Below are 23,922 nucleotides of genomic sequence, written 5' to 3' on the forward strand. Positions count from 1 at the left end.
TCATGTTAAAAGTCTTATTACTCTTCTTATTGTTGATCGCCGGGATCGTCCTGGGGCCAATGCTGGCCGGACATCAGGGCTATGTCCTGATCCAGACCGATAACTACAACGTCGAAACCAGCGTCACCGGTCTGGTGATCATTTTGATCCTCACCATGGTGGTGTTGTTTGTGATCGAATGGATCCTGCGCCGTATTTTCCGTACCGGCGCGCACACCCGCGGTTGGTTCGTTGGTCGCAAACGTCGTCGCGCACGCAAACAAACCGAACAGGCGCTGCTCAAGCTGGCCGAAGGCGATTATCAGCAGGTTGAAAAACTGATGTCGAAAAACGCCGATCATGCCGAGCAGCCCGTCGTGAACTATCTGTTGGCAGCAGAAGCCGCACAACAGCGCGGCGATGAAGTGCGTGCAAATCAGCATCTGGAGCGCGCTTCTGAGCTGGCCTCAAACGATCAGATTCCGGTTGAGATCACCCGCGTTCGTTTGCAGCTGGCGCGTAACGAGAATCACGCCGCGCGTCACGGAGTCGACCGTCTGCTGGAGATCACACCGCGCCATCCGGAAGTGCTGCGCCTTGCCGAACAGGCCTATATTCGCACCGGTGCCTGGGGTTCATTGCTGGATATCATTCCTTCGATGGCGAAAGCTGAGGTCGGCGATGATGACCACCGTGATGCATTGCAGCGTCAGGCGTGGATTGGCCTGATGGATCAGGCTCGCGCCGATCTGGGTAGCGACGGTCTGAAGACCTGGTGGAAAAATCAGAGCCGTAAAACGCGTCAGCAAGTTCCATTGCAGGTGGCGATGGCAGAGCATCTTATCGAATGTGACGATCATGACACCGCGCAGGAGATTATTCTCGATGGCCTGAAGCGCCAGTATGACGATCGGCTGGTAATGGCGATCCCGCGTCTCAGAACTAACAATCCTGAGCAGATGGAAAAAATGCTCCGCCAGCAGATTAAAACGGTCGGCGATCGCCCACTGCTGTGGAGTACGTTAGGTCAGTCGCTGATGAAACACGGTGAGTGGCAAGAGGCGAGTCTTGCCTTCCGCGCAGCGCTGAAACAGCGTCCGGACGCGTTTGACTACGCCTGGCTTGCGGATACGCTGGATAAACAGCATAAGCCGGAAGAAGCCGCCGCCATGCGTCGTGATGGCTTGCTGTTAACGTTGCAGAACAACGGTAGTCAGTAACGGCGAAGAGCCGTTGAGAATCAGGAGGCCTCTGGCCTCCTTTTTTATTGTCGAAACCTGAGCATCGCCCATAAAAAAACGCCTGCTAAAAAGCAGGCGTTAAACAGATCTATTCGACAACATATATTGGTGCTTCACTCAACGTTGTGTCCATGGTGTTTGATGAGGCCGAAGCGACATCTGTCAGTGGACGATAAGCACCGTAAACGGCTCTGCGTCATTCCTGGGTTTATGAGGCCCTGAGGCGAACATAAGAGATGGAATGAGCATCTACACGTATATTATTGCACGTAACGTGCCAACGTTGCATCCAGAAGTTTTACATTGTGCAACATTTTAAGATTAAAGGAGTTTTTCATTCGACAGCGTTATTCGGGCGCGATAGCTCAATGAGAGCGGAGAATAAGTGTCTCCTGAGAGCGACAGGATTATGCCTTTCAAGAAAAGTATATTTAAATCAGAGGGTTATTTGTCTCTGAATCGCGACAAATGGTGATAGCGTTGTCGGGAAATGACAACAGCATGCAGGAATGACAGAAAACAAAAAACCCCGCCGAAGCGGGGTTCAAAATTGGTCGGCGAGAGAGGATTCGAACCTCCGACCCACTGGTCCCAAACCAGTTGCGCTACCAAGCTGCGCTACTCGCCGATATACTGCTTTTTTGAATTTTTAGTTCAATACTTTAAGTCGTGGTGCGAGGGGGGGGACTTGAACCCCCACGTCCGTTAAGACACTAACACCTGAAGCTAGCGCGTCTACCAATTCCGCCACCGTCGCATGTCACAACTTATCAATAATGGGGTGGCTAATGGGATTCGAACCCACGACAACTGGAATCACAATCCAGGGCTCTACCAACTGAGCTATAGCCACCACTACTTTATTCTTTCACGCGGTTCTGAAACTTCCAGACCACCGCAGCTCTAGCGCCGGGAAAATATTGGCGCGCCCGACAGGATTCGAACCTGAGACCTCTGCCTCCGGAGGGCAGCGCTCTATCCAGCTGAGCTACGGGCGCTTAGCGCCGTTGCGGGGCTGGATATTACGGAGGTCTCGGTCTGCTGTCTAGTGCTTTTTTAAAATAAATGCGCGTTTGGTTATGCTTTGCGCATTTTGTCGCTTATTACTCCACTTTTGGGCTTACAGCATGACGGCTGAGACCAAAAATCTTATATCCGACCGAGACTGCAGCCATGAAGATAATCCCGACAAACAGCGACATGCGGGTATCCTCATTGAAGTACATCCCGATCAAAACACAGATCAGAAATGCCATCGTTAAATAGTTCGCCCACGGGAACATAATTGAACGGAACGGATGGCTGGCTATCGCCTTCTGGTGCGCCTTGCGAAAACGCAGCTGGCTAATCAGGATCACAAACCACGGCACCATGCCCGGCAGCACGCTGGCGCTGTAGACATAGACGAATACGCGCTGCGGATTCGGGATGATGTAGTTCAGGCACGAGCCAATCAGCAGAATGGCAATGGAGACCGCTACGCCCGCGACAGGCACACCCGCACGGGAGACTTTGCCCATTGCCGCCGGAAGCTGACGGTTTTTCGCCAGCGCATAGAGCATACGCCCACAGCTGTACATACCGCTGTTACAGCCGGAGAGCGCCGCCGTCAGGACCACAAAGTTAATGATACCGGCCGCCGCCGTGATACCGATTTTCGCGAAGGTCAGTACGAATGGACTGCCGGTGGTGCCAATCTGGTTCCACGGGAAAATGGTGACGATAACGAAAATCGCGCCGACGTAGAAAATCAGGATGCGCCACAACACTTTGCCGACAGCGCTGCGCAATGTGACCTGCGGATTTTTGGCTTCACCTGCGGTGATACCGATCAGTTCCACGCCCTGATAGGATGCCACCACGATACACAGCGCCGTCAGAAAGCCCTTCCAGCCGCCAGCAAAGAAACCGCCATGTTCAGTCAGATTGCCAAAACCAATCGCCTGCCCGCCATTCCCAAAGCCAAAGAAGATCACCCCCAGGCCAACGACAATCATCACGATAATGGTGGTGACTTTGATCATCGCAAACCAGAACTCGATTTCGCCGTACAGACGCACGGCAGCAAGGTTCGCGAGCGCCACCAGCCCTACGGCGATGAGCGCGGGTATCCATTGCGCCATTTCCGGGAACCAGAACTGGACATAGACACCTATCGCGGTGATCTCCGATATCCCCACCGCCATCCACATAAACCAGTAAGACCAGGCCGTGAGATAGCCAAAAAACGGGCTCATGTATTTGTGCGCGTAAACGGCGAACGAACCGGCAACCGGCTCGAGGAACAACATTTCGCCCATCGAGCGCATGATGAAGAAAACGAACAGCCCGGCGACAATATAAGCCAGTAAGACGGACGGACCAGCCCATTTCAGCGTGCTGGCGGAGCCCATAAACAGGCCGACGCCGATTGTGCCGCCAAGGGCGATTAATTCTATATGTCGAGCCTCCAGCCCACGCTGAAGCTCAGGTTTTTTCTCTGCCATAAATCCTCGGTTGTGTTTGCTGTTGTCCCGGCTTTTGCCGGTTATTATTTTTGGGTACTGAAATACGGGGAGGAATGGTTTCTTAAATTCTACGAAATGGCAAACGATGCGTTAAAAAAATGAATGTATTGCACACAAACGCAGCAGTTTTGCAGGAGAGTTGCAGCGCGAATAGCATATCGCGCTACATTTTGGTTACATACGACCGGTGTAATGCCAGGCCAGATAGCGCAGGAGTTTAATCTGTCGCTTGATGCGACTCGGTTGGGATAAGAGTCGGTACAGCCACTCCAGCCCCAGATTCTGCCACACCTTAGGCGCTCGTTTCACATGCCCGGTGAAGACATCATACGTCCCACCAACGCCCATATAGAGTGCTTCCGGACACACCTGACGGCAGTCGCGCATCAGGATTTCCTGACGTGGGGATCCCATCGCCACCGTCACAATCTTTGCGCCGCTGTCGCGAACACGCTCAAAGAGTGCCTGACGATCTTCCGGTTTGAAGTATCCGTCCTGACTCCCGACAATATTCACGTTCCACTGGTCGCGGAGTTTTTGCTCCGTCTGTGCCAGAACGTCCGGCTTGCCGCCAATCAAAAACACCGGCGTCCCCTGCTGGCCAGCCCGCGCCATCAGCGCTTCCCACAGGTCAGCCCCGGCGACGCGAGAAACCTGGGCCTGCGGATACTTTTTACGAATCGAGCGGACCACGCTGATGCCATCCGCATATTTAAATTCAGCGGCTTCAATCAGGCTTTTGACTTCCGCGTTATCTTCAATCGCCAGCATTTTTTCCGCATTAATCGCCACCAGCGTACCGGATTTAATCTGGCCACCGGCACACAGATAATCCAGCGCATGCTGCATATCACGCCAGCCAATCAGCTGCAGGCCGCGCAGCGTGTAAACCGGCGCAGAGGTCATGTCAGTCATTATTATCCTTACTCAGACTTGGGAAAGCGTCCTGACGGGCCGCGGCTCGCGCCTGTGAACCAGGCCCGCGCTGTCAAACAGCCAGTACAACAGTTTCGCCAGTAACAGGCAGATACCAAATACCACCATGAAAAACACCACGCGCGAGACAAACGAATCAAGCCCTTCGCGCGCCAGAACAATCATATTGAAAATGGCACCAAAACAGAAACTGTGCAAAATCGCGGCTTTGTAGCGATTGGTTTCTTCGTTTCCGCGCACGTAGAGCCAGTCAAACCATTTGATAATCAGGCCAACGGCCAGCGCCCCTGGCAGAATAAACCAGACGCCCCCCATCACCACCAGCGAGCCAATCAGCGTCGGAGAGATAGCCAACCCGGAATGGTTGTTCAGCACTTCCCAGGTGAAATAGTTTGCCGTATTCAGCACAATGCCCGGGCGATCTGGCCACAGCCAGGTCGGAATAAAGACGTAAAAATCGCGCACGATCGGTGCCAACCCCTGAAACTCGATTTTGTCGTAGTTTTGCAGCAGCAGCGCCAGGTTTTCCCACGGCGAGAAGGTGTCGCGGGTGAGGTACAGGAAGGTGTAAAACGCCTCGTCACCGCTCACGTCCAGGCCATAGCGCTTCAGCGCCAGCCAGAACATGCCTACGATACCAAACACGCCCGCAGCAACCAGCATCCACAAAGAGATCCAACCCCGAATAATGCCAATAAACAGGAAGATAGCGAAGGCGATAATGATGTTGGCGCGAGTCCCGCCGACAATCATGTACGTCAGCAAGCCAAATGCCACCGTACTGACGAGGAAAAAGAGCCATGCCTTACTGTTCTGATGGAGAAAATAGACCACCAGCATCGCCGGAATGAAGAAGTAGAAGAATCTTTTCAGCGCCACGCCGGAGACCTCAGCCGAAAAAATCTGGCTGTAAGAGTGCAGCTTAAACAGCAAGAAGCCGTTGTGCATAAAAAAGATACCGACGCTCACCAGCGCAATAATCATCAACATCACCCAGGTCAGGTGCGTTTCGACACGGTTCATGGTGAACAGCGGGCGGCGCGGGGCGCGGCTGACAGGCCGTAAGCGCGTTTTATACGTCACATAGTAAACCGCGTAGAAACAGGTCGCTGATAACAACGCCTGCATCATGATCTCTGGCGGCGCTACGCCCACGTCAAAACGGAAAACCAGAATGCTGGTCAACGGGAAACCAAAGAAAAACGTCAGTAAAAACAGCAACGAAAAGAAGACGTTGAAGTTGAAACGCACGCGGCGGAACTCAAACCAGGTCAGCGTCGCGATAAACAGCGAGCTCAGAAGCCAAATCACCAATAAACCGCTAAATTGCAACTGGCTCATGCCGTGTCTCCTGAAGCAATTCGCAGCGCCTGATGCCACGGCGCCAGGTAATTTGGGCTGAAAAAGTCGATGGCATTTTTATCCACCAGCGCCAGCTGACGCTGCGCTTCGCGCACCACACTCTCATTCAGGGAATCCGTCGTAAACAGTACCGGAATATTCTGCTCGGCCATGTCCTGCCAGAAGGGGTTTTCGCGGTTCAGGACACACGGGATCCCCGCCTGAATCAGCAGACACAGCGTCCCAATCCCCTGCTGGCGTGCGAAGATGAAATAACCGAGATCGCACTGGCGAAGCAGCGCCAGGTAGTCGCTAAACTCCAGCTTCTCACTGAGAATTTGTAAATTGTCCGCGCTGAATAACGACAGCCCGCTCTGGCGAACCTCGGCAATATAGGCGTCATTATTAGCAGGATAGCCCATCGGCACAATAACGTTCACCGTATCGCCAAACTGCTGATGTACGGCCTGCAAGGCGGCAATATGTTCGTTGCTGCGATCGCCAGAGTTACCGACCAGAATGGTCAGCTTACCCTCGCGATGCGCTTCGTTCGCCATCCCGTTGAGCGCAGGATCCATGCGGGTCGGGAAGTAGAGCAACTCGCCGCGTACGTTCGGATGCTGTTGCGCAAAATAGTTAAGGTCGCCGCGGGTGGCAAACACGCACCCCACGCGCCCCTGAGCCATCCGGCGCAGCGGATAGAACAGCCGGAATTTCCAGCCGCGGGAGACTTCATACAAATCCGCGCCCCAGATATGCCAGCTAAATTGCGCAGGCTTGATATCACCCTTCAGCAAAGCCAGCCATAAACCGGTATTAAACTGCCCGTGAAAGAGGAAACGTTGCTCGCGATTCGCTTTAGCCCTGGCAATAACCGCTTTTGCCAGCGTCGTTTTGTCTGGCCAGGAGGTTAACGACAGCGCAGGACAGGCGGCGCTCAGGCCATTATCCTTTCCCACCACCATAAACTCGCGCGCGTCAGCGCTCGTTGTCGCCAGGTCATCGTTGAAGAACCGTAAAACGGTTTGGTTGTGATGCGGAATATCCGAACCCAACACGTGAATCAGTGTCGTCATGCGCGTCTACGCCAAAGTAAAAATACGCCGCAACAGGCAGCAAAATAAACGATGTAAGTGGCCATGTAGGCCTGAGCCGCACCCAGTGCGCCATGTATCGGGATCAGCCAGTGAGAGAAAGCGGTCAAGAGCGCGAACTGGCCGATCTCCGCCAGGATATACAGCCGCAGCGACGCTTTGGCAATCACCAGATAACCGAAAACGTAAGCACCCACTTTCAGTACATCGCCCACCAGCTGCCAGGCAAACAGATCGCGCATCGCGGTAAATTTCGCGGAAAACAGCAGCCAGATGGCGACATCACGCAGCAACCAGACGGTCAAACTGGCGGCAGCCACTGCGGGAAGCACAAAACGCAGTGAGCGGCCAATTTCGCGGGTAATCTCTTGCTTCAGCGTCAGGCGCGACAAGGTTGGCAGCAAATAGACGCTAAAAGAAGCCGTAATAAACTGAAGGTAAGCGTCTGAAATACTGCTTACCCCTTGCCAGATACCCACTTCATCCCAGCTGTAATGCGCTGCCAGCAGGTTTCGCATCATCACGTAGGCGACGGGAAGCGTAACGGAGGTAATCAGCGCCATCAGGGTGAATTTCCCCAATTGCCCTGCCAGAACCTTGTCCCATTGCGGCTTGAGATAATGCAGTGGGATGGTGCGCCTGCGTATCATCATAAACGCCGCCGGAATCACCACCAGCGCAGGCACCAGCGCCAGACCCAGCAGAGCGCCTTCATAACCACCAAGACGATAGCAGACGTAATAGGCCACCACGCCAATCAGACTGCCCAGAATCAACGCCAGCGCGTTTCCGGCAGCGTCGCGAAAGCCTTTCATCAGGGCTAACAGCAGGTTGGCCCAGGCGATCCCCATTTGCACCAGTGCCACCAGACGCACCAGCCCCTGATACTGCGCATTGCCAAATAATCCGACGCTGATGGGAGCGGCCGCCAGTAAAAACACGACCGCCAGCAGCGTCGAGAACCCCAGCACCATCGCCGAAGACGTGCCAACCACTTTACGCAAAGAGGCGGGATCATCATGATATTGCGCGACATATTTGGTCACGCCGTTAAAAATACCCGCCCCTGCCAGAACGCCAAGCACGGTGACTAACTGGCGGAAGTTTCCCGCCTGTCCGACGCCGGAGGGACCAAACGAGACCGCCAGAAGCTTAACAACCAGCAGCCCTACGCCAATCTTGACGAGTGTGGACGCGGCGGTCCACACCGATGCTTTAGCCAAAGACATATCAGCGGAAATAGCTCAGAAGGGTATTGATGACAGTACGCTGATTCACTGGCGCGAGGTTGTAGAAAAGCGGTAAGCGAAGCAAACGCTCACTTTCTTTGGTCGTATGGCGGTCTTCACCCACAAAAGTGCCGAACGCTTCTCCCGCCGGGCTGGAATGGAGCGGAATGTAATGGAACACCGCCATAATTTCCGCTTCTTTCAGATACGAAATCAGCTCACTGCGGTCTTCGTTGTCGCGCATTTTGATGTAAAACATGTGCGCATTGTGAACGCAGTCTGCCGGGATCGTCGGCAGTTCGATACGCCCTTTTTGTGCCAGCGGCAACAGCGCGTCGTAATAGGTTTGCCACAGGGACAGACGCTGCTGGTTGATACGTTCAGCGGCCTCAAGCTGTGCCCAAAGATAGGCCGCCTGCAGGTCAGCCATCAGATAGCTGGAACCGATGTCGCGCCAGGTATATTTATCGACTTGTCCGCGGAAAAACTGACTGCGGTTAGTGCCTTTTTCCCGAATCACCTCAGCACGTTCCACCAGCGCACGGTCGTTAATCATCGTCGCGCCGCCTTCACCGCCTGCGGTGTAGTTTTTGGTTTCATGGAAACTGAAGCAGCCGATGTGGCCGATCGTACCCAGCGCGCGGCCTTTGTAGGTGGACATGACACCCTGAGCGGCGTCTTCTACCACAAACAGATTGTACTTTTTCGCGAGCGCCATAATGGTGTCCATTTCACAGGCCACTCCCGCGTAATGAACCGGAACGATCGCCCGCGTTTTATCGGTGATTGCCGCTTCAATACCGTTTTCGTCGATGTTCATGGTGTCCGGGCGGATATCGACAAACACAATTTTAGCGCCGCGCAAGACGAACGCATTGGCGGTGGATACGAAGGTATAGCTTGGCATGATGACCTCGTCACCCGGCTGGATATCCAGCAGCAGTGCGGCCATCTCCAGCGACGCGGTGCAGGACGGCGTCAGCAATACTTTTGCGCTCTGAAAACGCTGTTCCATCCACTGCTGGCAGCGACGGGTAAAACCACCGTCACCACAAAGCTTACCGCTGGCCATCGCTGACTGCATGTAATCGAGTTCGGTTCCCACAATGGGAGGCGCGTTAAAGGGAATCATCTTGTCACCTGTATAGCCAGTAAGCGGTAGTGTCTATGTTGCCACCGCTTGCAATGTAACGTTTAAGCGCGGCGGTGTTGCCCATCTGGGTCGCCACCCGCAAAGTTGATAGCTGACGCTTCGCCGCCCAATGAATGGCGGCCTGCATCAGTTTGTCACCCATTCCGCGTCCGGCAAGAAGGCCAATTCGCGCTTCTCGCTCGTTTAGCTGACGCAAAGAAACAAAAGCCTGAATCTGGCCTTCCTGACGGCGAAAAACCAGACACTCATGATCAAACGTGCCTTTGACGGCGTTTTCTATCCACTGCGCGTAAAAACGACCACTGTCGTCAGATGCATACCACGGTGCGCGGAATCGGCTCTGAGCAAAGGCAAGCGCGGCCATCTGGCGCAGTGCGGGGATATCCTGGTCAGTCGCGATCTCTTCATCTGACGGCTCGTAAGGGGTCACCGCAATGGTCAGATCCACCTCTCCCTCAACCAGCTGAAAACCCAGCTGTTGAAGGCCATCAAGATAGTCGGTGCGCCCGGCCGGGATTTTGGCTTGAACGCGCTGCCACGGCGAGAGATCGGAAGCCGTCAGCGCAGGGGCGTCATCGTGAAAACGCACGATCGCCGAAGAGAGACCAAAAAACTGGTTCTCCCAGACGAGTGGCTCAATACTGGCGTGGACGCGCACGAAGCAACTCCAGCAAATACTGGCCATAGCCGGTTTTGGACAGCTGGCTTGCGGCGCGTTTGACGCCTTCATCGTCGAGCCAGCCATTGCGCCATGCAATCTCTTCCAGGCAGGCGATCTTAAACCCCTGACGCTTCTCGACCGTCTGCACAAAGGTGCTGGCCTCAATCAGGCTGTCGTGCGTGCCGGTATCAAGCCAGGCAAAACCACGGCCTAACAATTCAACGGTCAGTTTTCCATCGTCCAGATACATCTGGTTGATGGAGGTGATCTCCAGTTCACCACGCGCAGACGGTTTCACCCGCTTCGCGTAATCGACCACGTTATGGTCATAGAAATACAGCCCTGTAACAGCCCAGTTGGATTTAGGCTCTTTGGGCTTTTCTTCGAGCGAGATGGCGCGGAAATTGTCGTCAAACTCCACCACACCAAAACGCTCAGGATCCATCACCTGATAACCAAAAACAGTAGCGCCTTCAGCGCGGGCAGCGACCTGGCGTAGCTTGGGGCTAAACCCCTGACCGAAGAAGATATTATCCCCAAGCACCAGGCAGGATGATTCACCGTTCAAAAACGATTCGCCAATGATAAACGCCTGCGCCAGCCCGTCAGGACTCGGTTGTTCCGCATAGTGCAGTTCGATACCAAACTCAGAACCGTCCCCTAAGAGACGCTGATAAGAAGTGCTGTCTTCCGGTGTGGTGATGATCAAAATCTCGCGAATACCGGCCAGCATAAGCACGGAAATCGGGTAATAAATCATTGGCTTATCGTATACAGGCAACAGCTGTTTTGACACCCCGCGAGTAATGGGATGCAGACGTGTTCCTGAACCACCCGCCAGAATAATACCTTTCATAGATTCCCCTTGCGTTATCCCTGAAGACCCAGACGCTCGCCCTGATAGCTACCATCTAACACCTGCTGCCACCAGGCTTCATTGGCCAGATACCACTGCACCGTTTTACGGATGCCGCTTTCAAAGGTTTCTTGCGGCGTCCAGCCTAAATCACGTTCAATCTTCGATGCATCAATGGCATAGCGAAGATCATGTCCCGGTCTGTCGGCCACATAGGTGATCAAATCGCGATAATGAGCCACGCCACCCGGTTTAACAGGAACCAGTTCTTCCAGAAGCGCGCAAATGGTGGTCACGACATCCAGATTTTTGCGCTCATTATGGCCGCCGATATTATAGGTTTCGCCGGGCTTGCCCTGGGTGGCAACCAGATAAAGCGCTCGCGCATGGTCTTCGACATACAGCCAGTCCCGAATTTGCTGTCCGTTGCCATAGACCGGCAGCGGTTTCCCGGCCACTGCATTGAGAATCACCAGTGGGATCAGTTTTTCCGGGAAATGGTACGGGCCGTAATTGTTGGAACAGTTGGTCACCAGCGCGGGAAGGCCATAGGTTCTCTGCCAGGCGCGAACCAGATGATCGCTGCTGGCTTTCGACGCTGAGTAAGGGCTACTTGGCGCATAAGGTGTGGTTTCAGTGAAGAAATCATCCGTTGAATGCAGATCCCCGTACACTTCATCGGTCGAGATGTGGTGGAAGCGGAATTGCGCTTTTTTATCGCCTGATAAGCCACTCCAGAATGCCCGCGCAGTCTCAAGCAGATTGTAGGTGCCGACGATATTTGTCTCGATGAACACCGCCGGACCGTCAATAGAACGGTCAACATGGCTTTCTGCGGCCAGATGCATCACCACATCAGGCTGCCAGGTCGAAAAGACTTTTTTTAACGCGTCACGATCGCAAATATCGACGTGCTCAAAGGCAAAGCGTGGGTCGTTCGCCACCGGAGCCAGAGAGGCTAAATTGCCCGCGTAGGTTAACTTATCCACCACCACAACAGAGTCCGCTGTGTGCTGGATAATATGGCGGACGACGGCGGAACCAATAAAGCCTGCGCCGCCGGTAACGAGGATCCGTTTCACCGCCACACTCCTTTAGTATCAACAATATGATGCTGATGCACGGCATCGGCGCTGACGGCTTTAAACTCGTTATGATCCACCAGCAGAACCAGTACATCTGCGGTTTTTAGCGCATCGTCCAGCGTCGTGAGCTGGCATTGCCCGGCCAGTTTCTTAGGCAAGGTGTGAATATTGGGCTCTACGACCAGCGTTTCCCCGGTATGCCAGGCGGCAATCATCTCGGCAATTCCCATTGCCGGGCTTTCGCGCAGATCGTCAATATTGGGTTTAAAGGCCAGACCGAAGCAGGCAATTTTTAGCTCGCTGGCACGTTTGCCACTTTCGGCCAGGCAATCGGCAACGGTAGCTTTGACCTGGTTCATGACCCAGTGCGGTTTGCCATCGTTCACTTCGCGCGCGGTACGGATCAGGCGAGCCTGCTCCGGGTTTTGCGCCACGATAAACCAGGGGTCCACGGCGATACAGTGACCGCCCACACCCGGGCCTGGCTGGAGAATATTGACCCGTGGATGGCGATTCGCCAGGCGGATGAGTTCCCAGACGTTGATTCCCTGATCGGCGCAAATCAGCGACAACTCGTTGGCAAAGGCGATGTTGACATCACGGAAGCTGTTTTCTGTGAGCTTGCACATTTCAGCCGTCCGGGAGTTGGTAACAACACACTCGCCTTCGAGGAAAATGTTGTAGAGCTCGCTGGCACGCGCGGAACAGACAGGCGTCATCCCGCCGATCACGCGATCGTTTTTAATCAGCTCAACCATGACCTGACCCGGTAAAACGCGCTCCGGGCAATAGGCGATATTGATGTCAGCCTGCTCTCCCGCCTGCTGCGGGAAGGTCAAATCAGGACGCGCTTCTGCCAGCCACTGCGCCATTTGCTCAGTCGCTCCCACCGGAGAAGTGGATTCCAGAATCACCAAAGCGCCTTTCTTCAGCACTGGCGCGATCGATTTCGCCGCCGCTTCGACGTAAACCATATCCGGCTCATGCTCGCCCTTAAATGGCGTGGGAACCGCAATCAGATAAGCGTCGGCTTCAACCGGCGTCGTGCTGGCCTTAAGAAAACCGCCTTCGACCGCCGTTTTGACCACGTTATCGAGATCGGGTTCGACGATATGAATTTCACCCCGGTTAATGGTATCAACCGCATGTTGGTTGATATCCACCCCGACAACTTGCTTTTGACGCGATGCAAAGGCTGCTGCTGTAGGCAGTCCAATGTAGCCAAGACCAATGACAGAGATGATAGAAAAACTCATAGCGATACCCGATTGTGTTTAAGTGCATGCAAAATACGGCTGCAGGCTTGTCCGTCACCATAAGGATTATGCGCGTGACTCATCGCCTGGTACTCTTTTTCGTCGTGCAGCAGGCGCGTGACCTCGTCCACCAGACGTTTTGTCTCGGTTCCCACCAGTCGTACCGTTCCGGCTTTAATCGCCTCCGGACGTTCGGTGGTTTCACGCATAACCAGCACCGGTTTACCCAGAGATGGCGCCTCCTCCTGAATCCCGCCGGAGTCCGTCAGAATTAACCACGCATGATTCATCAACCAGACGAACGGCAGGTAATCCTGCGGCTCAATCAGAATCACGTTATCAATATGGCCCAGAATGCGGTTTACCGGCTCGCTAACGTTAGGATTGAGGTGTACCGGATAGACAATTTGAACATCTTTATTTTGTGCAGCAATCTCCGCCAGCGCATGACAGATTTGCTCAAATCCACGGCCAAAGCTCTCGCGGCGGTGTCCGGTGACCAGAATCATCTTCCTGTCACTGGAGAGGAACGGATAATTTTCTTCCAGTTCGGCTCGCAGCGTATCGCTGGCCATCACGCGATCGCGAACCCAGATCAGCGCGTCAATCACCGTATTTCCGGTAACGAAAATTTTATTATCCGCAATGTTTTCGCGCAGAAGGTTCTGCCGGGAGTTTTCGGTTGGCGCGAAGTGATACATCGCCAGATGACCGGTAAGCGTACGGTTAGCCTCTTCAGGCCACGGAGAATAGAGATCGCCGGTGCGTAAACCCGCTTCAACATGCCCCACCGGAATCCGCTGGTAGAACGCCGCCAGGCTTGTCGCGATAGTGGTAGTGGTATCGCCGTGGACTAACACCACGTCAGGCTTAAAAGACTCCAGAATAGGTTTCAGCCCTTCCAGAATACGGCAGGTAATCTCGGTCAATCCTTGTCCCGGTTTCATAATATTAAGATCGTAGTCGGGAACAATAGAAAAGAGATTTAAGACCTGATCAAGCATCTCCCGATGCTGCGCGGTGACGCAAACTTTGGCCTCAAACCAGGGGTCATTTGCAAGGGCATGAACCAGAGGTGCCATCTTGATGGCCTCCGGCCTTGTGCCAAATACGGTAAGTACTTTCACATCGATTCTCTTCGATTAGGCGATGAAGGCCGGAGCCTTCATCGTAGACGGCGTTCTTAATTTGTGCGACGACGCGTTAACGCCACGCCAGCGCCCGTCAGCGCGCCCACAATCCCCCACATGATCATCAGGAATGCGCGACGCGGACTATCGCGTTTTACAGGTTCTTCAGGCGTTCGCAAATAACGATAGGTCTGAAAACGCGGATCCAGCGTTGGCCCTACATTCAGGGTATTCAGCATTGCGCGGTTTTGATCGTAGTCGAGATCAAATTCAGGGCCAACAGCCTGCAGATTTTCAAGACGTGCCTGCAGCATCGGGCGGCCCAACAGGAACATCTCAGAGTCTGGCAACTCATCAGCGGGGACGTCGGTTTCACTGCGGGAAATATTGCGCTGCTCGGCAATTTTCAGGGCTTGTTCAATGTTATGAACGCGGCGGGAGAATATCGCTTTCGCCACTTCTTCCTGACGCTTCACCTGCGCCTTCATTTGAATCGTGCGCGCTGCCCATGCGCCTTTCAGCTCATCATTCAGATGGCTTGCAGCACGCTGGCTGGCAAAGGCGACATACTGACGCAGAAGGTTATTGGCGTCCGGTGCGGTTTCTGCAATCAGCTTAACGCTGTCATTGATATTGCGCAGAATATCACCAGGCATAAACTGGATGTTGTTGATCAGGTCATCAAGCAGAGCGGCGTCAGCCTTACTGTTACCCACCATACGCTGCTTGTAGTAATCCGTCTGAGACCAGAAATCGCGACGCGTATCCCAGGAGGCCAGCTGCATGATGAACTCTTTATAAGACTCGTCCATCACCGAAGGTTGATCCGAAGAAGCGAGGTTGGCCTTAATGTCAAGGTTACGCAGGAATTGCTGCTGCGAGTAAAAACCGCTCAGCATATTGACCGTTGGTCTGTCTGTTATCGCCGTAGCGCTCCACTCTTGTTTTGCAAAAAAGGTATACGCCAGCGCCAACAGCGCGAACCCCAGCGCGATTCCTGCAATCCATAGCTTGCCCGCCCATAAGACTCGAAACAATCCACGAATATCCAGTTCATTCTCAGTTACCACTGATTTCGCTCCCGCCAACGGTTGAGTCATCACAATCCCGGTTTTACTTGGTTAATGTTGGATTTTTGCCACTGTTTCTACGCATCCGGCGTTTTACTCGTTTAATGAAGCGCGCCACTTTCCATGCGCGTTTGATGCAGTAGCCATACAGGAAGAATGCTAGCAAGAATAATACCAACATTACCCATTCAGGAATAAAATGGGCGTATTCCGCTGCCACACCAATACCGGCCAGAAGCGCTGCGGCAAGAGTAATCAGCACAAATGCCTGACGTGAAGTAAAGCCCGCACGCATGATCAAATGATGAATATGCTGACGGTCTGGTGAGAAAGGACTCATGCCTTTACGCAGTCGACGATACATGATCGCCACCATATCCATCAGCGGAATAGCAATAATCCACAGCGCAGTTACCGGGCTAATAGGGTGGGTTTTCCCCTGCGTGGTTTCCAGCAGAATCCAGATGACGGTAAAACCGATCAGCGTACTTCCCGCATCACCCATAAACACTTTATAGCGACGCCCAAGCACACCGAGGTTGAGGCAAATATAAGGCAAGATGGCGGCAATCATCGCGAAGCACCACATTGAAAGGCTGTATTGACCGTCAAACCATAAAATAATACCGATCGCGGCAAATGAAACGGACGAAAGACCGCCAAGCAGTCCATCAATACCATCGACCATATTAAAGGCGTTGATTGCAGCCCATACGGCGAATAGCGTGAGGAAGAAACCGAATGGCCCGAGAACCATTTCCCAGGTACCGAAAATATATCCAAGGCTGCTGAGATAGAGTTTGCCGACCACCATCATAATGATGCCAATAGCGGCCTGAACTGAAGCACGGAATTTTACACTGATATCAAAGCGGTCATCGAGAGCTCCCACCAGCACCAGCACACCCGCACAGGCCAGATACAGCGCAGCGTGTGGGATATAATAATCTGCGATACTGAACGTGAAGCAAATGCCTGCGTAAACAGAGATCCCACCAACCAACGGGATCAAACCTTGATGTCGTTTACGATAATTAGGCTTGTCCACTAACCCGATTCTTTTTGCCACTTTGCGGGCAATGAATAAAAAACAGGTTGTGAATAGAAAAATACTGATTAGCTCAGTAACCGCAGTGAGTAGATTCACAATGCATGCTCTCAACAAAAGTTAGTCCTGGAGTATAACGATGAAGCCATCACTTCAGAAAGAAAAAAACAGGCCTCTGACAACTCCCTTTGTATGTTTTTCAATCAATTAAAATTTGACGTAACAAACATTCTAATTGTCGCATTGCTCAGTCAAAAATGGGAGTCAGTGCTTATAGCGTATAGTCCAAAAAAAGAAAACGCCACGTAAAAACGTGGCGTTTGCTGGGTTTATTTGTATTACGAGCGTTTCATCATATCGAAGAATTCGTCGTTGGTCTTGGTCATCGCCAGCTTATTGATGAGGAATTCCATTGCGTCGATTTCGCCCATTGGGTGAATGATCTTGCGCAGGATCCACATTTTCTGCAGCTCTTCCTGAGTGGTGAGCAACTCTTCTTTACGGGTACCGGAACGGTTGTAGTCAATCGCAGGGAAGACGCGCTTCTCAGCAATTTTACGAGAGAGGTGCAGTTCCATGTTGCCTGTACCTTTAAACTCTTCGTAGATAACTTCATCCATTTTGGAGCCAGTATCGATCAGCGCCGTTGCGATGATGGTCAGGCTGCCGCCCTCTTCCACGTTACGCGCAGCACCGAAGAAACGCTTAGGACGATGCAGGGCGTTCGCATCCACACCACCGGTCAGCACTTTACCGGACGCCGGGACCACGGTGTTATAAGCACGCGCCAGACGAGTGATGGAGTCGAGCAGAATGATAACGTCTTTCTTATGCTCAACCAGACGCTTAGCCTTCTCGATCACCATTTCAGCAACCTGAACGTGGCGAGACGCTGGCTCATCAAAGGTAGAAGCAACCACTTCACCTTTAACCAGACGCTGCATCTCGGTCACTTCTTCCGGACGCTCATCGATCAGCAGAACCATCAGCACGCAGTCCGGGTGATTGTAAGCGATGCTCTGCGCAATATTCTGCAGCAGCATTGTTTTACCGGCTTTCGGTGGCGCCACAATCAGACCACGTTGACCACGACCAATCGGAGAGGCCAGATCCAGAACGCGAGCGGTCAGGTCTTCGGTAGAACCGTTACCACGCTCCATACGCAGACGTGAATTTGCGTGCAGCGGCGTTAAGTTTTCAAACAGGATCTTATTGCGTGAGTTTTCCGGTTTATCGTAGTTAACTTCGTTAACTTTCAACAGCGCAAAGTAGCGTTCACCCTCTTTAGGAGGACGAATCTTACCGGAAATGGTGTCACCTGTGCGGAGGTTGAAACGGCGGATTTGGCTAGGGGAAACGTAGATGTCATCAGGACCGGCGAGGTAGGAGCTGTCTGCAGAACGGAGGAAACCAAATCCGTCTTGCAATATCTCCAGGACACCGTCGCCAAAGATATCTTCGCCACTCTTTGCGTGCTGCTTCAGGATGGCAAAAATAATGTCCTGCTTGCGCATACGAGCCTGGTTTTCCAGCCCCATATTTTCGCCGAGAGTAATCAGCTCAGAAACCGGCGTATTCTTTAATTCGGTAAGATTCATAATGGTGTGGGTTCTTAAACTCGGGGTGATACTCGAACTTAATGTTGTGAATGGTATGGCAGGGTCATCCATGCCTGTTAGCGGCCATCAACTCATGTCTGTTCGCTGTCTGGTCACAGGGAAAGCACAGAACTGAAACGACAAGACGGATTGAGTGACAAGCCCGGAATCTTTCTACTTCTCGCATCGTGAATTTTACAATGGGAAGTATCGGGTAAAACAAGAACGACAAGGTATGTTTAAATCGAAGTCATAGGTAACTTAGCACGACTAAAGCCGGGCGTCCAGAGATCCGCAGAATTTCGGAATCCGGACGCCGGCCGAGAAACCTTAAGCCAGATTGGCGTCCAGGAACTCTTTCAGCTGACCTTTGGACAGCGCGCCCACTTTGGTTGCAGCCACTTCGCCGTTTTTGAACAGTAGCAGTGTTGGGATGCCACGGATGCCATATTTCGGCGCTGTGCCCGGGTTCTGGTCGATGTTCAGCTTGGCAACCGTCAGTTTGCCCTGATATTCGTCAGCGATTTCATCCAGAATCGGGGCGATCATTTTGCAAGGACCACACCATTCAGCCCAGAAATCGACGAGGATCAACCCGTCAGCTTTAAGTACGTCCGTGTCAAAACTGTCGTCAGTCAGGTGAATAATTTTATCGCTCATATATAACTCCACAGGAATAAGCCTGGCGTGTTGGTGTAGGATTAATCAACGACGTGTTGATGTAGCATTAACCAACTAAAGGTTGACTTTATTTCACCGGATACGCTTTCGTAAAGCAATAGTAAGCTGATATTCTACCACACTATGAGCAAAACACATTTAACAGAACAGAAGTTTTCCGACTTCGCCCTGCACGCAAAAGTTATCGAAGCCCTTGAAAATAAAGGCTTTCATAACTGCACGCCCATTCAAGCCCTCGCCCTGCCGCTCACGCTGGCTGGTCGCGATGTTGCAGGGCAGGCGCAAACCGGTACTGGCAAAACGATGGCGTTTTTGACGTCAACGTTTCATTATTTACTCTCTCACCCGGCAATTGCTGACCGAAAAGTTAACCAACCGCGTGCGCTGATTATGGCCCCAACGCGAGAACTTGCGGTGCAAATCCATGCTGACGCTGAGCCTCTTGCACAGACCACAGGTCTGAAGCTGGGCCTGGCTTATGGCGGCGATGGCTATGATAAGCAACTTAAAGTGCTGGAAAGCGGCGTTGATATTCTGATCGGCACTACGGGCCGTCTGATTGATTACGCTAAACAAAACCATATCAACCTTGGCGCTATCCAGGTTGTGGTACTCGATGAAGCCGACCGTATGTACGATTTGGGCTTCATTAAAGATATTCGCTGGTTGTTCCGTCGTATGCCGCCAACTCCGCAGCGTCTGAATATGCTTTTCTCTGCGACCCTGTCTTACCGCGTCCGCGAACTGGCGTTCGAACAGATGAACAACGCCGAATATGTGGAAGTCGAGCCAGAGCAGAAAACGGGCCACCGCATTAAAGAAGAACTCTTCTATCCATCAAATGAAGAGAAGATGCGTCTGCTGCAAACGCTGATCGAAGAAGAGTGGCCAGATCGCGCCATTATCTTTGCAAACACTAAGCACCGCTGTGAAGATATCTGGGGCCATTTAGCCGCAGATGGACACCGTGTTGGTCTGCTGACGGGCGACGTGGCACAGAAAAAACGCCTGCGTATCCTCGAAGAGTTCACCCGTGGCGATCTGGATATCCTGGTTGCGACTGACGTTGCCGCGCGTGGCCTGCATATCCCGGCCGTAACGCACGTCTTCAACTACGATCTCCCTGACGATTGCGAAGATTACGTTCACCGCATCGGTCGTACCGGTCGTGCCGGGGCCAGCGGCCACTCTATCAGCCTGGCGTGTGAAGAGTATGCCCTGAATCTTCCAGCCATCGAGACCTACATCGGTCACATGATTCCGCAGAGTAAATACAATCCGGACGCCTTGTTGAACGATCTGCCGCCAGCGAAACGCTTAACGCGTGCCCGCTCGGGTAACGGTCCGCGTCGTACCGGCGCACCACGTAACCGTCGTCGTTCAGGCTAACTATGATGCTCAGCACTGCCTCGCTCTATGCAGCTATTGATTTAGGTTCAAATAGTTTTCATATGCTGGTAGTGCGCGAGGTGGCGGGGAGTATCCAAACCCTGACACGCATCAAGCGTAAGGTCCGCCTCGCGGCGGGCCTGAGTAGTGATAATCACCTCTCCCCCGAAGCCATGGAACGTGGCTGGCAGTGTTTACGTCTCTTTGCTGAACGCCTTCAGGATATTCCGCACAATCAAATCCGCGTGGTGGCAACGGCCACATTGCGGCTGGCAGTTAATGCCGCTGATTTTATTGATAAAGCACAGGAAATTCTCGGTTGTCCGGTACAGGTCATCAGCGGCGAAGAAGAAGCGCGGCTGATTTACCAGGGCGTCGCCCACACGACCGGTGGCGACGATCGCCGTCTTGTGGTGGATATTGGTGGCGCCAGTACCGAACTGGTAACCGGAACGGGGGCGCAGGCAACGTCGCTGTTTAGCCTGTCGATGGGATGTGTGACCTGGCTTGAACGCTATTTTAGCGATCGCAATCTCGGCCAGGAGAACTTCGACGAAGCGGAAAAAGCGGCGCGCGAAGTGCTGCATCCGGTAATGGAAAATTTGCGTTATCACGGCTGGAAAGTGTGTGTCGGTGCTTCAGGCACGGTTCAGGCTCTGCAAGAAATCATGATGGCACAGGGGATGGACGAGCGTATTACGCTTGCCAAGCTCCAGCAGCTTAAGCAGCGCGCCATTCAGTGCGGTCGCCTTGAAGAACTGGAAATTGAAGGGCTGACGCTTGAGCGGGCGCTGGTATTCCCCAGCGGTCTGGCCATCCTGATCGCGATTTTTTCCGAGCTAAACATTCATTGCATGACCCTGGCGGGTGGCGCATTACGTGAAGGGCTGGTGTACGGCATGCTGCATCTGACGGTGGAGCAGGATATCCGCAGCCGAACGCTACGCAATGTTCAGCGTCGCTTTATGGTCGATACCGAACAGGCACAGCGCGTGGCACAACTGGCCTCCAGCTTTGCCAGTCAGGTAGCCGCCACGTGGGCCATTGAGCCGTTAAGCCGCGATCTGTTACTCAGCGCCTGTGCGCTACATGAAATTGGTTTGAGCATTGATTTTAAACAGGCACCCGGCCATGCCGCTTACCTGGTACGTAATCTGGACTTGCCTGGCTTTACGCCTGCGCAAAAAAAGCTGCTGGCCACATTACTGCTTAACCAGACAAACACGGTCGATCTCTCTTCTTTGCATCAGCAGAATGCCGTCCCACCACGCGTCGCAGAGCACCTTTGTCGCCTGCTGCGGCTGGCGATTCTGTTTGCCAGCCGTCGTCGTGACGATTTGCTGCCAGCGATGACCCTCACTGCGGAAGGTGAAAGTCTCACCCTCACGCTGCCAGAGAACTGGCTTATCCATCATCCACTGGGCGCAGAATTGATCGAACAAGAATGTCAGTGGCAGAGTTACGTCCACTGGGCTCTTGAAGTCAAATAACGCTGCGTTATTTCTCTTTCGCTTTTGCCAGCATGGCGCGAATGTTCGCCACGTTCGCCTGCCCTTTGTGCATCCTCTCTTCCGCAGTAATCACTTTTCGTTCCTGCTCCCAGATCAGATCGTCCTGCGGAAGCTCGAGTAAAAATCGACTCGGTTCAGGGCGTACCAGCTCACCATACTGGCGACGCTCTTTGCACAGGGTAAAAATCAGCTCTTTTTGCGCACGTGTGATACCCACGTAGGCCAGACGTCGTTCTTCATCAACGTTATCTTCATCAATACTGCTCTGGTGCGGTAATAAACCCTCTTCCATTCCCACCAGATAGACATACGGGAACTCCAGGCCTTTGGACGCATGCAGCGTCATTAGCTGAACCTGATCCGCCTCTTCTTCGCTCTCACCCCGCTCCATCATATCGCGCAGAGTAAACCGCGTGACCACCTGAGTCAGCGTCATCGGCTCATCGATCTCGGAGCCTTCCAGCATTTCGGTCATCCAGGAAAAAAGCTGGTTGACGTTTTTCATGCGCATTTCCGCCGCTTTCGGGCTGGCAGAGGTTTCATATAGCCAGGACTCATAATCCACGCCGTGGATCAGATCGCGCACGGCGGCGATCGGCTCGCGCTCGGCGAGACGCTGCACTTCAGCCAGCCACTGCGTGAAGCGGGTGAGCGAATCATAACCGCGCCCGGTTAACGTCTGACTGAGCCCCATATCAAAGCTGGCAGTGAACATGCTTTTATTGCGGGTCATCGCCCACTCACCCAGCTTCTGGAGGGTCGCCGGACCGATTTCGCGCTTCGGTGTATTCACAATGCGCAAAAAGGCGCTGTCATCGTCCGGGTTGGTCAGAACGCGTAAATAGGCAAGCAAGTCTTTGATTTCAGGGCGGGAGAAGAACGAGGTCCCGCCGGAAATTTTGTACGGGATACGGTTTTGCATCAGCATTTTTTCAAAAACGCGTGACTGATGGTTACCGCGATACAGGATGGCGTAGTCTTTGTACGCCGTTTTGTTGACGAAGTGATGGGCAATCAACTCACCGGCAACGCGTTCGGCCTCGTGCTCTTCATTGTTGGCACTTAAGACTTTCAGCTCGGTGCCGTATCCCAGCTCAGAGAAGAGACGTTTTTCAAAGACATGCGGGTTGTTGGCGATCAAAATGTTCGCCGCCTTGAGAATACGGCCTGACGATCGGTAGTTTTGCTCAAGCTTAATCACCTGCAACGCCGGAAAATCTTTGCTCAGCAGCACCAGGTTTTGTGGGCGCGCCCCGCGCCAGGAGTAGATCGACTGGTCATCGTCGCCTACTACCGTAAAGCGCGCACGCTGCCCCACCAGCAGTTTTACCAGCTCATACTGGCTGGTGTTGGTGTCCTGGTATTCATCCACCAGCAGATAGCGAATCTTGTTTTGCCAGCGCTCGCGCACCTCTTCGTTGCGCTGCAGCAGCAGCGTGGGCAACAGGATGAGATCGTCAAAATCAAGCACATTGCAGGCTTTTAGATGGTCATCATAGAGGCTATAACAGTGGGCGAAGATCCGATCGCGTTCGCCTTTCGCGCTCGCCGCCGCTTGCGCTGGCGTCATCAGATCGTTTTTCCAGTTAGAGATCGTCGAGATCAGCTGCTGCAGAATCAGTTTGTCATCTTCGATCCGCCCCTCGGTCAGTTCTTTGAGCAGCGCAACCTGATCGGTATCGTCAAACAGTGAGAAGTTCGATTTCATCCCCAGCGCGGCGTATTCACGCTTGATGATGTCCAGACCCAGCGTGTGGAACGTGGAGATCATCAATCCCCGCGCCTCTTTACGCCCCAGCGTCTGCCCGACACGCTCTTTCATCTCGCGCGCCGCTTTATTGGTAAAAGTGACCGCCGCGATATGACGAGCCTGATAGCCGCAGCCGCGGATCAGATGAGCGATTTTGTTGGTAATGACGCGCGTCTTTCCGGAGCCCGCCCCCGCCAGCACCAGGCAAGGTCCGGTGACGAATTCGACGGCTTGTTGTTGTCCGGGGTTTAAACGCATAAGAAGTTCACTCAATGAAAGTCGGGGGGAGAGAAAATCGCCTGATTCATTCGAATGGCAGACAAGGCCATGCACCTGCAATTTGAATTTTGACGGGTATAACAGCGTGGTAGTATAGCGAGCCTAATCCATACCACTCAAGGCACGAT

General features: G+C 53.2%; 19 protein-coding genes and 4 tRNA genes. 3 read left to right on the forward strand and 20 right to left on the reverse strand.

Translation table 11 applies throughout. The features are described from left to right. The first annotated feature begins 2 nt into the window (after positions 1 to 2). Positions 3 to 1,199 (forward strand): protoheme IX biogenesis protein HemY, encoded by a 1,197-nt coding sequence (gene hemY, locus SOM82_RS20040; RefSeq protein ID WP_320461495.1) that lies wholly within the window; start codon positions 3 to 5, stop codon positions 1,197 to 1,199. A gap of 572 nt (positions 1,200 to 1,771) precedes the next feature. Here the strand turns inward: hemY and SOM82_RS20045 are convergent. From SOM82_RS20045 to trxA, 19 genes are all read right to left on the reverse strand, one after another. Further along, positions 1,772 to 1,848 (reverse strand) — tRNA-Pro (locus tag SOM82_RS20045). A 42-nt stretch (positions 1,849 to 1,890) separates the two neighbouring features. Further along, positions 1,891 to 1,977, reverse strand: a tRNA-Leu gene (locus SOM82_RS20050). A 20-nt stretch (positions 1,978 to 1,997) separates the two neighbouring features. After that, positions 1,998 to 2,073 (reverse strand) — tRNA-His (locus SOM82_RS20055). A gap of 68 nt (positions 2,074 to 2,141) precedes the next feature. Further along, positions 2,142 to 2,218 (reverse strand) — tRNA-Arg (locus SOM82_RS20060). 105 nt (positions 2,219 to 2,323) lie between these two features. Beyond that, positions 2,324 to 3,706, reverse strand: a complete 1,383-nt coding sequence (gene thrP, locus SOM82_RS20065; RefSeq protein ID WP_320461496.1) for a bifunctional threonine/serine APC transporter ThrP — start codon at positions 3,704 to 3,706, stop codon at positions 2,324 to 2,326. A gap of 195 nt (positions 3,707 to 3,901) precedes the next feature. Continuing rightward, entirely contained in the window at positions 3,902 to 4,642 is a 741-nt protein-coding gene (gene wecG, locus SOM82_RS20070; protein WP_320461497.1) for a lipopolysaccharide N-acetylmannosaminouronosyltransferase, read from the reverse strand. Between the two features lie 12 nt (positions 4,643 to 4,654). Beyond that, positions 4,655 to 6,004 (reverse strand): ECA oligosaccharide polymerase, encoded by a 1,350-nt coding sequence (gene wzyE, locus SOM82_RS20075; protein WP_320461498.1) that lies wholly within the window; start codon positions 6,002 to 6,004, stop codon positions 4,655 to 4,657. Then, positions 6,001 to 7,080 carry a TDP-N-acetylfucosamine:lipid II N-acetylfucosaminyltransferase gene (locus SOM82_RS20080; protein ID WP_320461499.1) on the reverse strand — a complete coding sequence of 360 codons (1,080 nt, stop codon included), beginning with the start codon at positions 7,078 to 7,080 and terminating at the stop codon, positions 6,001 to 6,003. Before SOM82_RS20080 ends, wzyE begins: the two co-directional genes overlap by 4 nt. Continuing rightward, positions 7,077 to 8,327: a lipid III flippase WzxE gene (wzxE, locus tag SOM82_RS20085; protein WP_320461500.1), complete on the reverse strand. Its 1,251-nt coding sequence runs from the start codon at positions 8,325 to 8,327 to the stop codon at positions 7,077 to 7,079. Before wzxE ends, SOM82_RS20080 begins: the two co-directional genes overlap by 4 nt. Before the next feature lies 1 nt (position 8,328). Then, positions 8,329 to 9,459 carry a dTDP-4-amino-4,6-dideoxygalactose transaminase gene (gene rffA, locus SOM82_RS20090; RefSeq protein ID WP_320461501.1) on the reverse strand — a complete coding sequence of 377 codons (1,131 nt, stop codon included), beginning with the start codon at positions 9,457 to 9,459 and terminating at the stop codon, positions 8,329 to 8,331. 4 nt (positions 9,460 to 9,463) lie between these two features. Beyond that, positions 9,464 to 10,138 (reverse strand): dTDP-4-amino-4,6-dideoxy-D-galactose acyltransferase, encoded by a 675-nt coding sequence (gene rffC / locus SOM82_RS20095; protein WP_320461502.1) that lies wholly within the window; start codon positions 10,136 to 10,138, stop codon positions 9,464 to 9,466. Then, positions 10,116 to 10,997, reverse strand: coding sequence for a glucose-1-phosphate thymidylyltransferase RfbA (gene rfbA / locus SOM82_RS20100; RefSeq protein WP_320461503.1), 882 nt, complete (start codon positions 10,995 to 10,997; stop codon positions 10,116 to 10,118). Before rfbA ends, rffC begins: the two co-directional genes overlap by 23 nt. 14 nt (positions 10,998 to 11,011) lie before the next feature. Beyond that, positions 11,012 to 12,079, reverse strand: coding sequence for a dTDP-glucose 4,6-dehydratase (gene rffG, locus SOM82_RS20105; protein ID WP_320461504.1), 1,068 nt, complete (start codon positions 12,077 to 12,079; stop codon positions 11,012 to 11,014). After that, the gene (gene wecC / locus SOM82_RS20110; protein ID WP_320461505.1) at positions 12,076 to 13,338 is read right to left on the reverse strand and encodes a UDP-N-acetyl-D-mannosamine dehydrogenase; all 1,263 of its coding nucleotides are present in this window, start codon (positions 13,336 to 13,338) and stop codon (positions 12,076 to 12,078) included. The genes rffG and wecC overlap by 4 nt, the downstream gene beginning before the upstream one ends. Further along, positions 13,335 to 14,465, reverse strand: a complete 1,131-nt coding sequence (gene wecB, locus SOM82_RS20115; RefSeq protein ID WP_320461506.1) for a non-hydrolyzing UDP-N-acetylglucosamine 2-epimerase — start codon at positions 14,463 to 14,465, stop codon at positions 13,335 to 13,337. Before wecB ends, wecC begins: the two co-directional genes overlap by 4 nt. 56 nt (positions 14,466 to 14,521) lie before the next feature. After that, positions 14,522 to 15,568: an ECA polysaccharide chain length modulation protein gene (gene wzzE / locus SOM82_RS20120; RefSeq protein ID WP_154128947.1), complete on the reverse strand. Its 1,047-nt coding sequence runs from the start codon at positions 15,566 to 15,568 to the stop codon at positions 14,522 to 14,524. Between the two features lie 13 nt (positions 15,569 to 15,581). Next, positions 15,582 to 16,685, reverse strand: a complete 1,104-nt coding sequence (gene wecA / locus SOM82_RS20125) for a UDP-N-acetylglucosamine--undecaprenyl-phosphate N-acetylglucosaminephosphotransferase (protein WP_320461507.1) — start codon at positions 16,683 to 16,685, stop codon at positions 15,582 to 15,584. A gap of 239 nt (positions 16,686 to 16,924) precedes the next feature. Beyond that, on the reverse strand, positions 16,925 to 18,184 hold the full coding sequence (gene rho / locus SOM82_RS20130) for a transcription termination factor Rho (RefSeq protein ID WP_061706582.1): 1,260 nt from the start codon (positions 18,182 to 18,184) through the stop codon (positions 16,925 to 16,927). Positions 18,185 to 18,514: 330 nt separating this feature from the next. Further along, positions 18,515 to 18,844, reverse strand: coding sequence for a thioredoxin TrxA (trxA, locus tag SOM82_RS20135; protein WP_006179218.1), 330 nt, complete (start codon positions 18,842 to 18,844; stop codon positions 18,515 to 18,517). Positions 18,845 to 18,988: 144 nt separating this feature from the next. Between trxA and rhlB the strand changes: the two genes are divergently transcribed. Continuing rightward, positions 18,989 to 20,254 (forward strand): ATP-dependent RNA helicase RhlB, encoded by a 1,266-nt coding sequence (gene rhlB, locus SOM82_RS20140; RefSeq protein WP_154128948.1) that lies wholly within the window; start codon positions 18,989 to 18,991, stop codon positions 20,252 to 20,254. Positions 20,255 to 20,259: 5 nt separating this feature from the next. After that, entirely contained in the window at positions 20,260 to 21,744 is a 1,485-nt protein-coding gene (gene gppA / locus SOM82_RS20145) for a guanosine-5'-triphosphate,3'-diphosphate diphosphatase (protein WP_320461515.1), read from the forward strand. A gap of 7 nt (positions 21,745 to 21,751) precedes the next feature. On the opposite strand, the gene rep is transcribed toward gppA, so the two are convergent. Continuing rightward, positions 21,752 to 23,773, reverse strand: a complete 2,022-nt coding sequence (gene rep, locus SOM82_RS20150) for a DNA helicase Rep (RefSeq protein ID WP_320461508.1) — start codon at positions 23,771 to 23,773, stop codon at positions 21,752 to 21,754. Positions 23,774 to 23,922: the final 149 nt, after the last annotated feature.

The organism is Lelliottia sp. CFBP8978 (assembly GCF_034046055.2).
Lineage (GTDB): Bacteria > Pseudomonadota > Gammaproteobacteria > Enterobacterales > Enterobacteriaceae > Enterobacter.

Excerpts from the sequence above, each read along its gene's own strand:
- wzyE (WP_320461498.1), bottom strand. The coding sequence starts at position 6,004 with ATGAGCCAGTTGCAATTTAGCGGTTTATTGGTGATTTGGCTTCTGAGC.
- wecC (WP_320461505.1), bottom strand. The coding sequence starts at position 13,338 with ATGAGTTTTTCTATCATCTCTGTCATTGGTCTTGGCTACATTGGACTG.
- trxA (WP_006179218.1), bottom strand. The coding sequence starts at position 18,844 with ATGAGCGATAAAATTATTCACCTGACTGACGACAGTTTTGACACGGAC.
- rho (WP_061706582.1), bottom strand. The coding sequence starts at position 18,184 with ATGAATCTTACCGAATTAAAGAATACGCCGGTTTCTGAGCTGATTACT.
- rep (WP_320461508.1), bottom strand. The coding sequence starts at position 23,773 with ATGCGTTTAAACCCCGGACAACAACAAGCCGTCGAATTCGTCACCGGA.
- thrP (WP_320461496.1), bottom strand. The coding sequence starts at position 3,706 with ATGGCAGAGAAAAAACCTGAGCTTCAGCGTGGGCTGGAGGCTCGACAT.
- wzxE (WP_320461500.1), bottom strand. The coding sequence starts at position 8,327 with ATGTCTTTGGCTAAAGCATCGGTGTGGACCGCCGCGTCCACACTCGTC.
- hemY (WP_320461495.1), top strand. The coding sequence starts at position 3 with ATGTTAAAAGTCTTATTACTCTTCTTATTGTTGATCGCCGGGATCGTC.
- SOM82_RS20080 (WP_320461499.1), bottom strand. The coding sequence starts at position 7,080 with ATGACGACACTGATTCACGTGTTGGGTTCGGATATTCCGCATCACAAC.
- rhlB (WP_154128948.1), top strand. The coding sequence starts at position 18,989 with ATGAGCAAAACACATTTAACAGAACAGAAGTTTTCCGACTTCGCCCTG.
- wecG (WP_320461497.1), bottom strand. The coding sequence starts at position 4,642 with ATGACTGACATGACCTCTGCGCCGGTTTACACGCTGCGCGGCCTGCAG.
- rffA (WP_320461501.1), bottom strand. The coding sequence starts at position 9,459 with ATGATTCCCTTTAACGCGCCTCCCATTGTGGGAACCGAACTCGATTAC.
- gppA (WP_320461515.1), top strand. The coding sequence starts at position 20,260 with ATGCTCAGCACTGCCTCGCTCTATGCAGCTATTGATTTAGGTTCAAAT.
- rfbA (WP_320461503.1), bottom strand. The coding sequence starts at position 10,997 with ATGAAAGGTATTATTCTGGCGGGTGGTTCAGGAACACGTCTGCATCCC.
- wzzE (WP_154128947.1), bottom strand. The coding sequence starts at position 15,568 with ATGACTCAACCGTTGGCGGGAGCGAAATCAGTGGTAACTGAGAATGAA.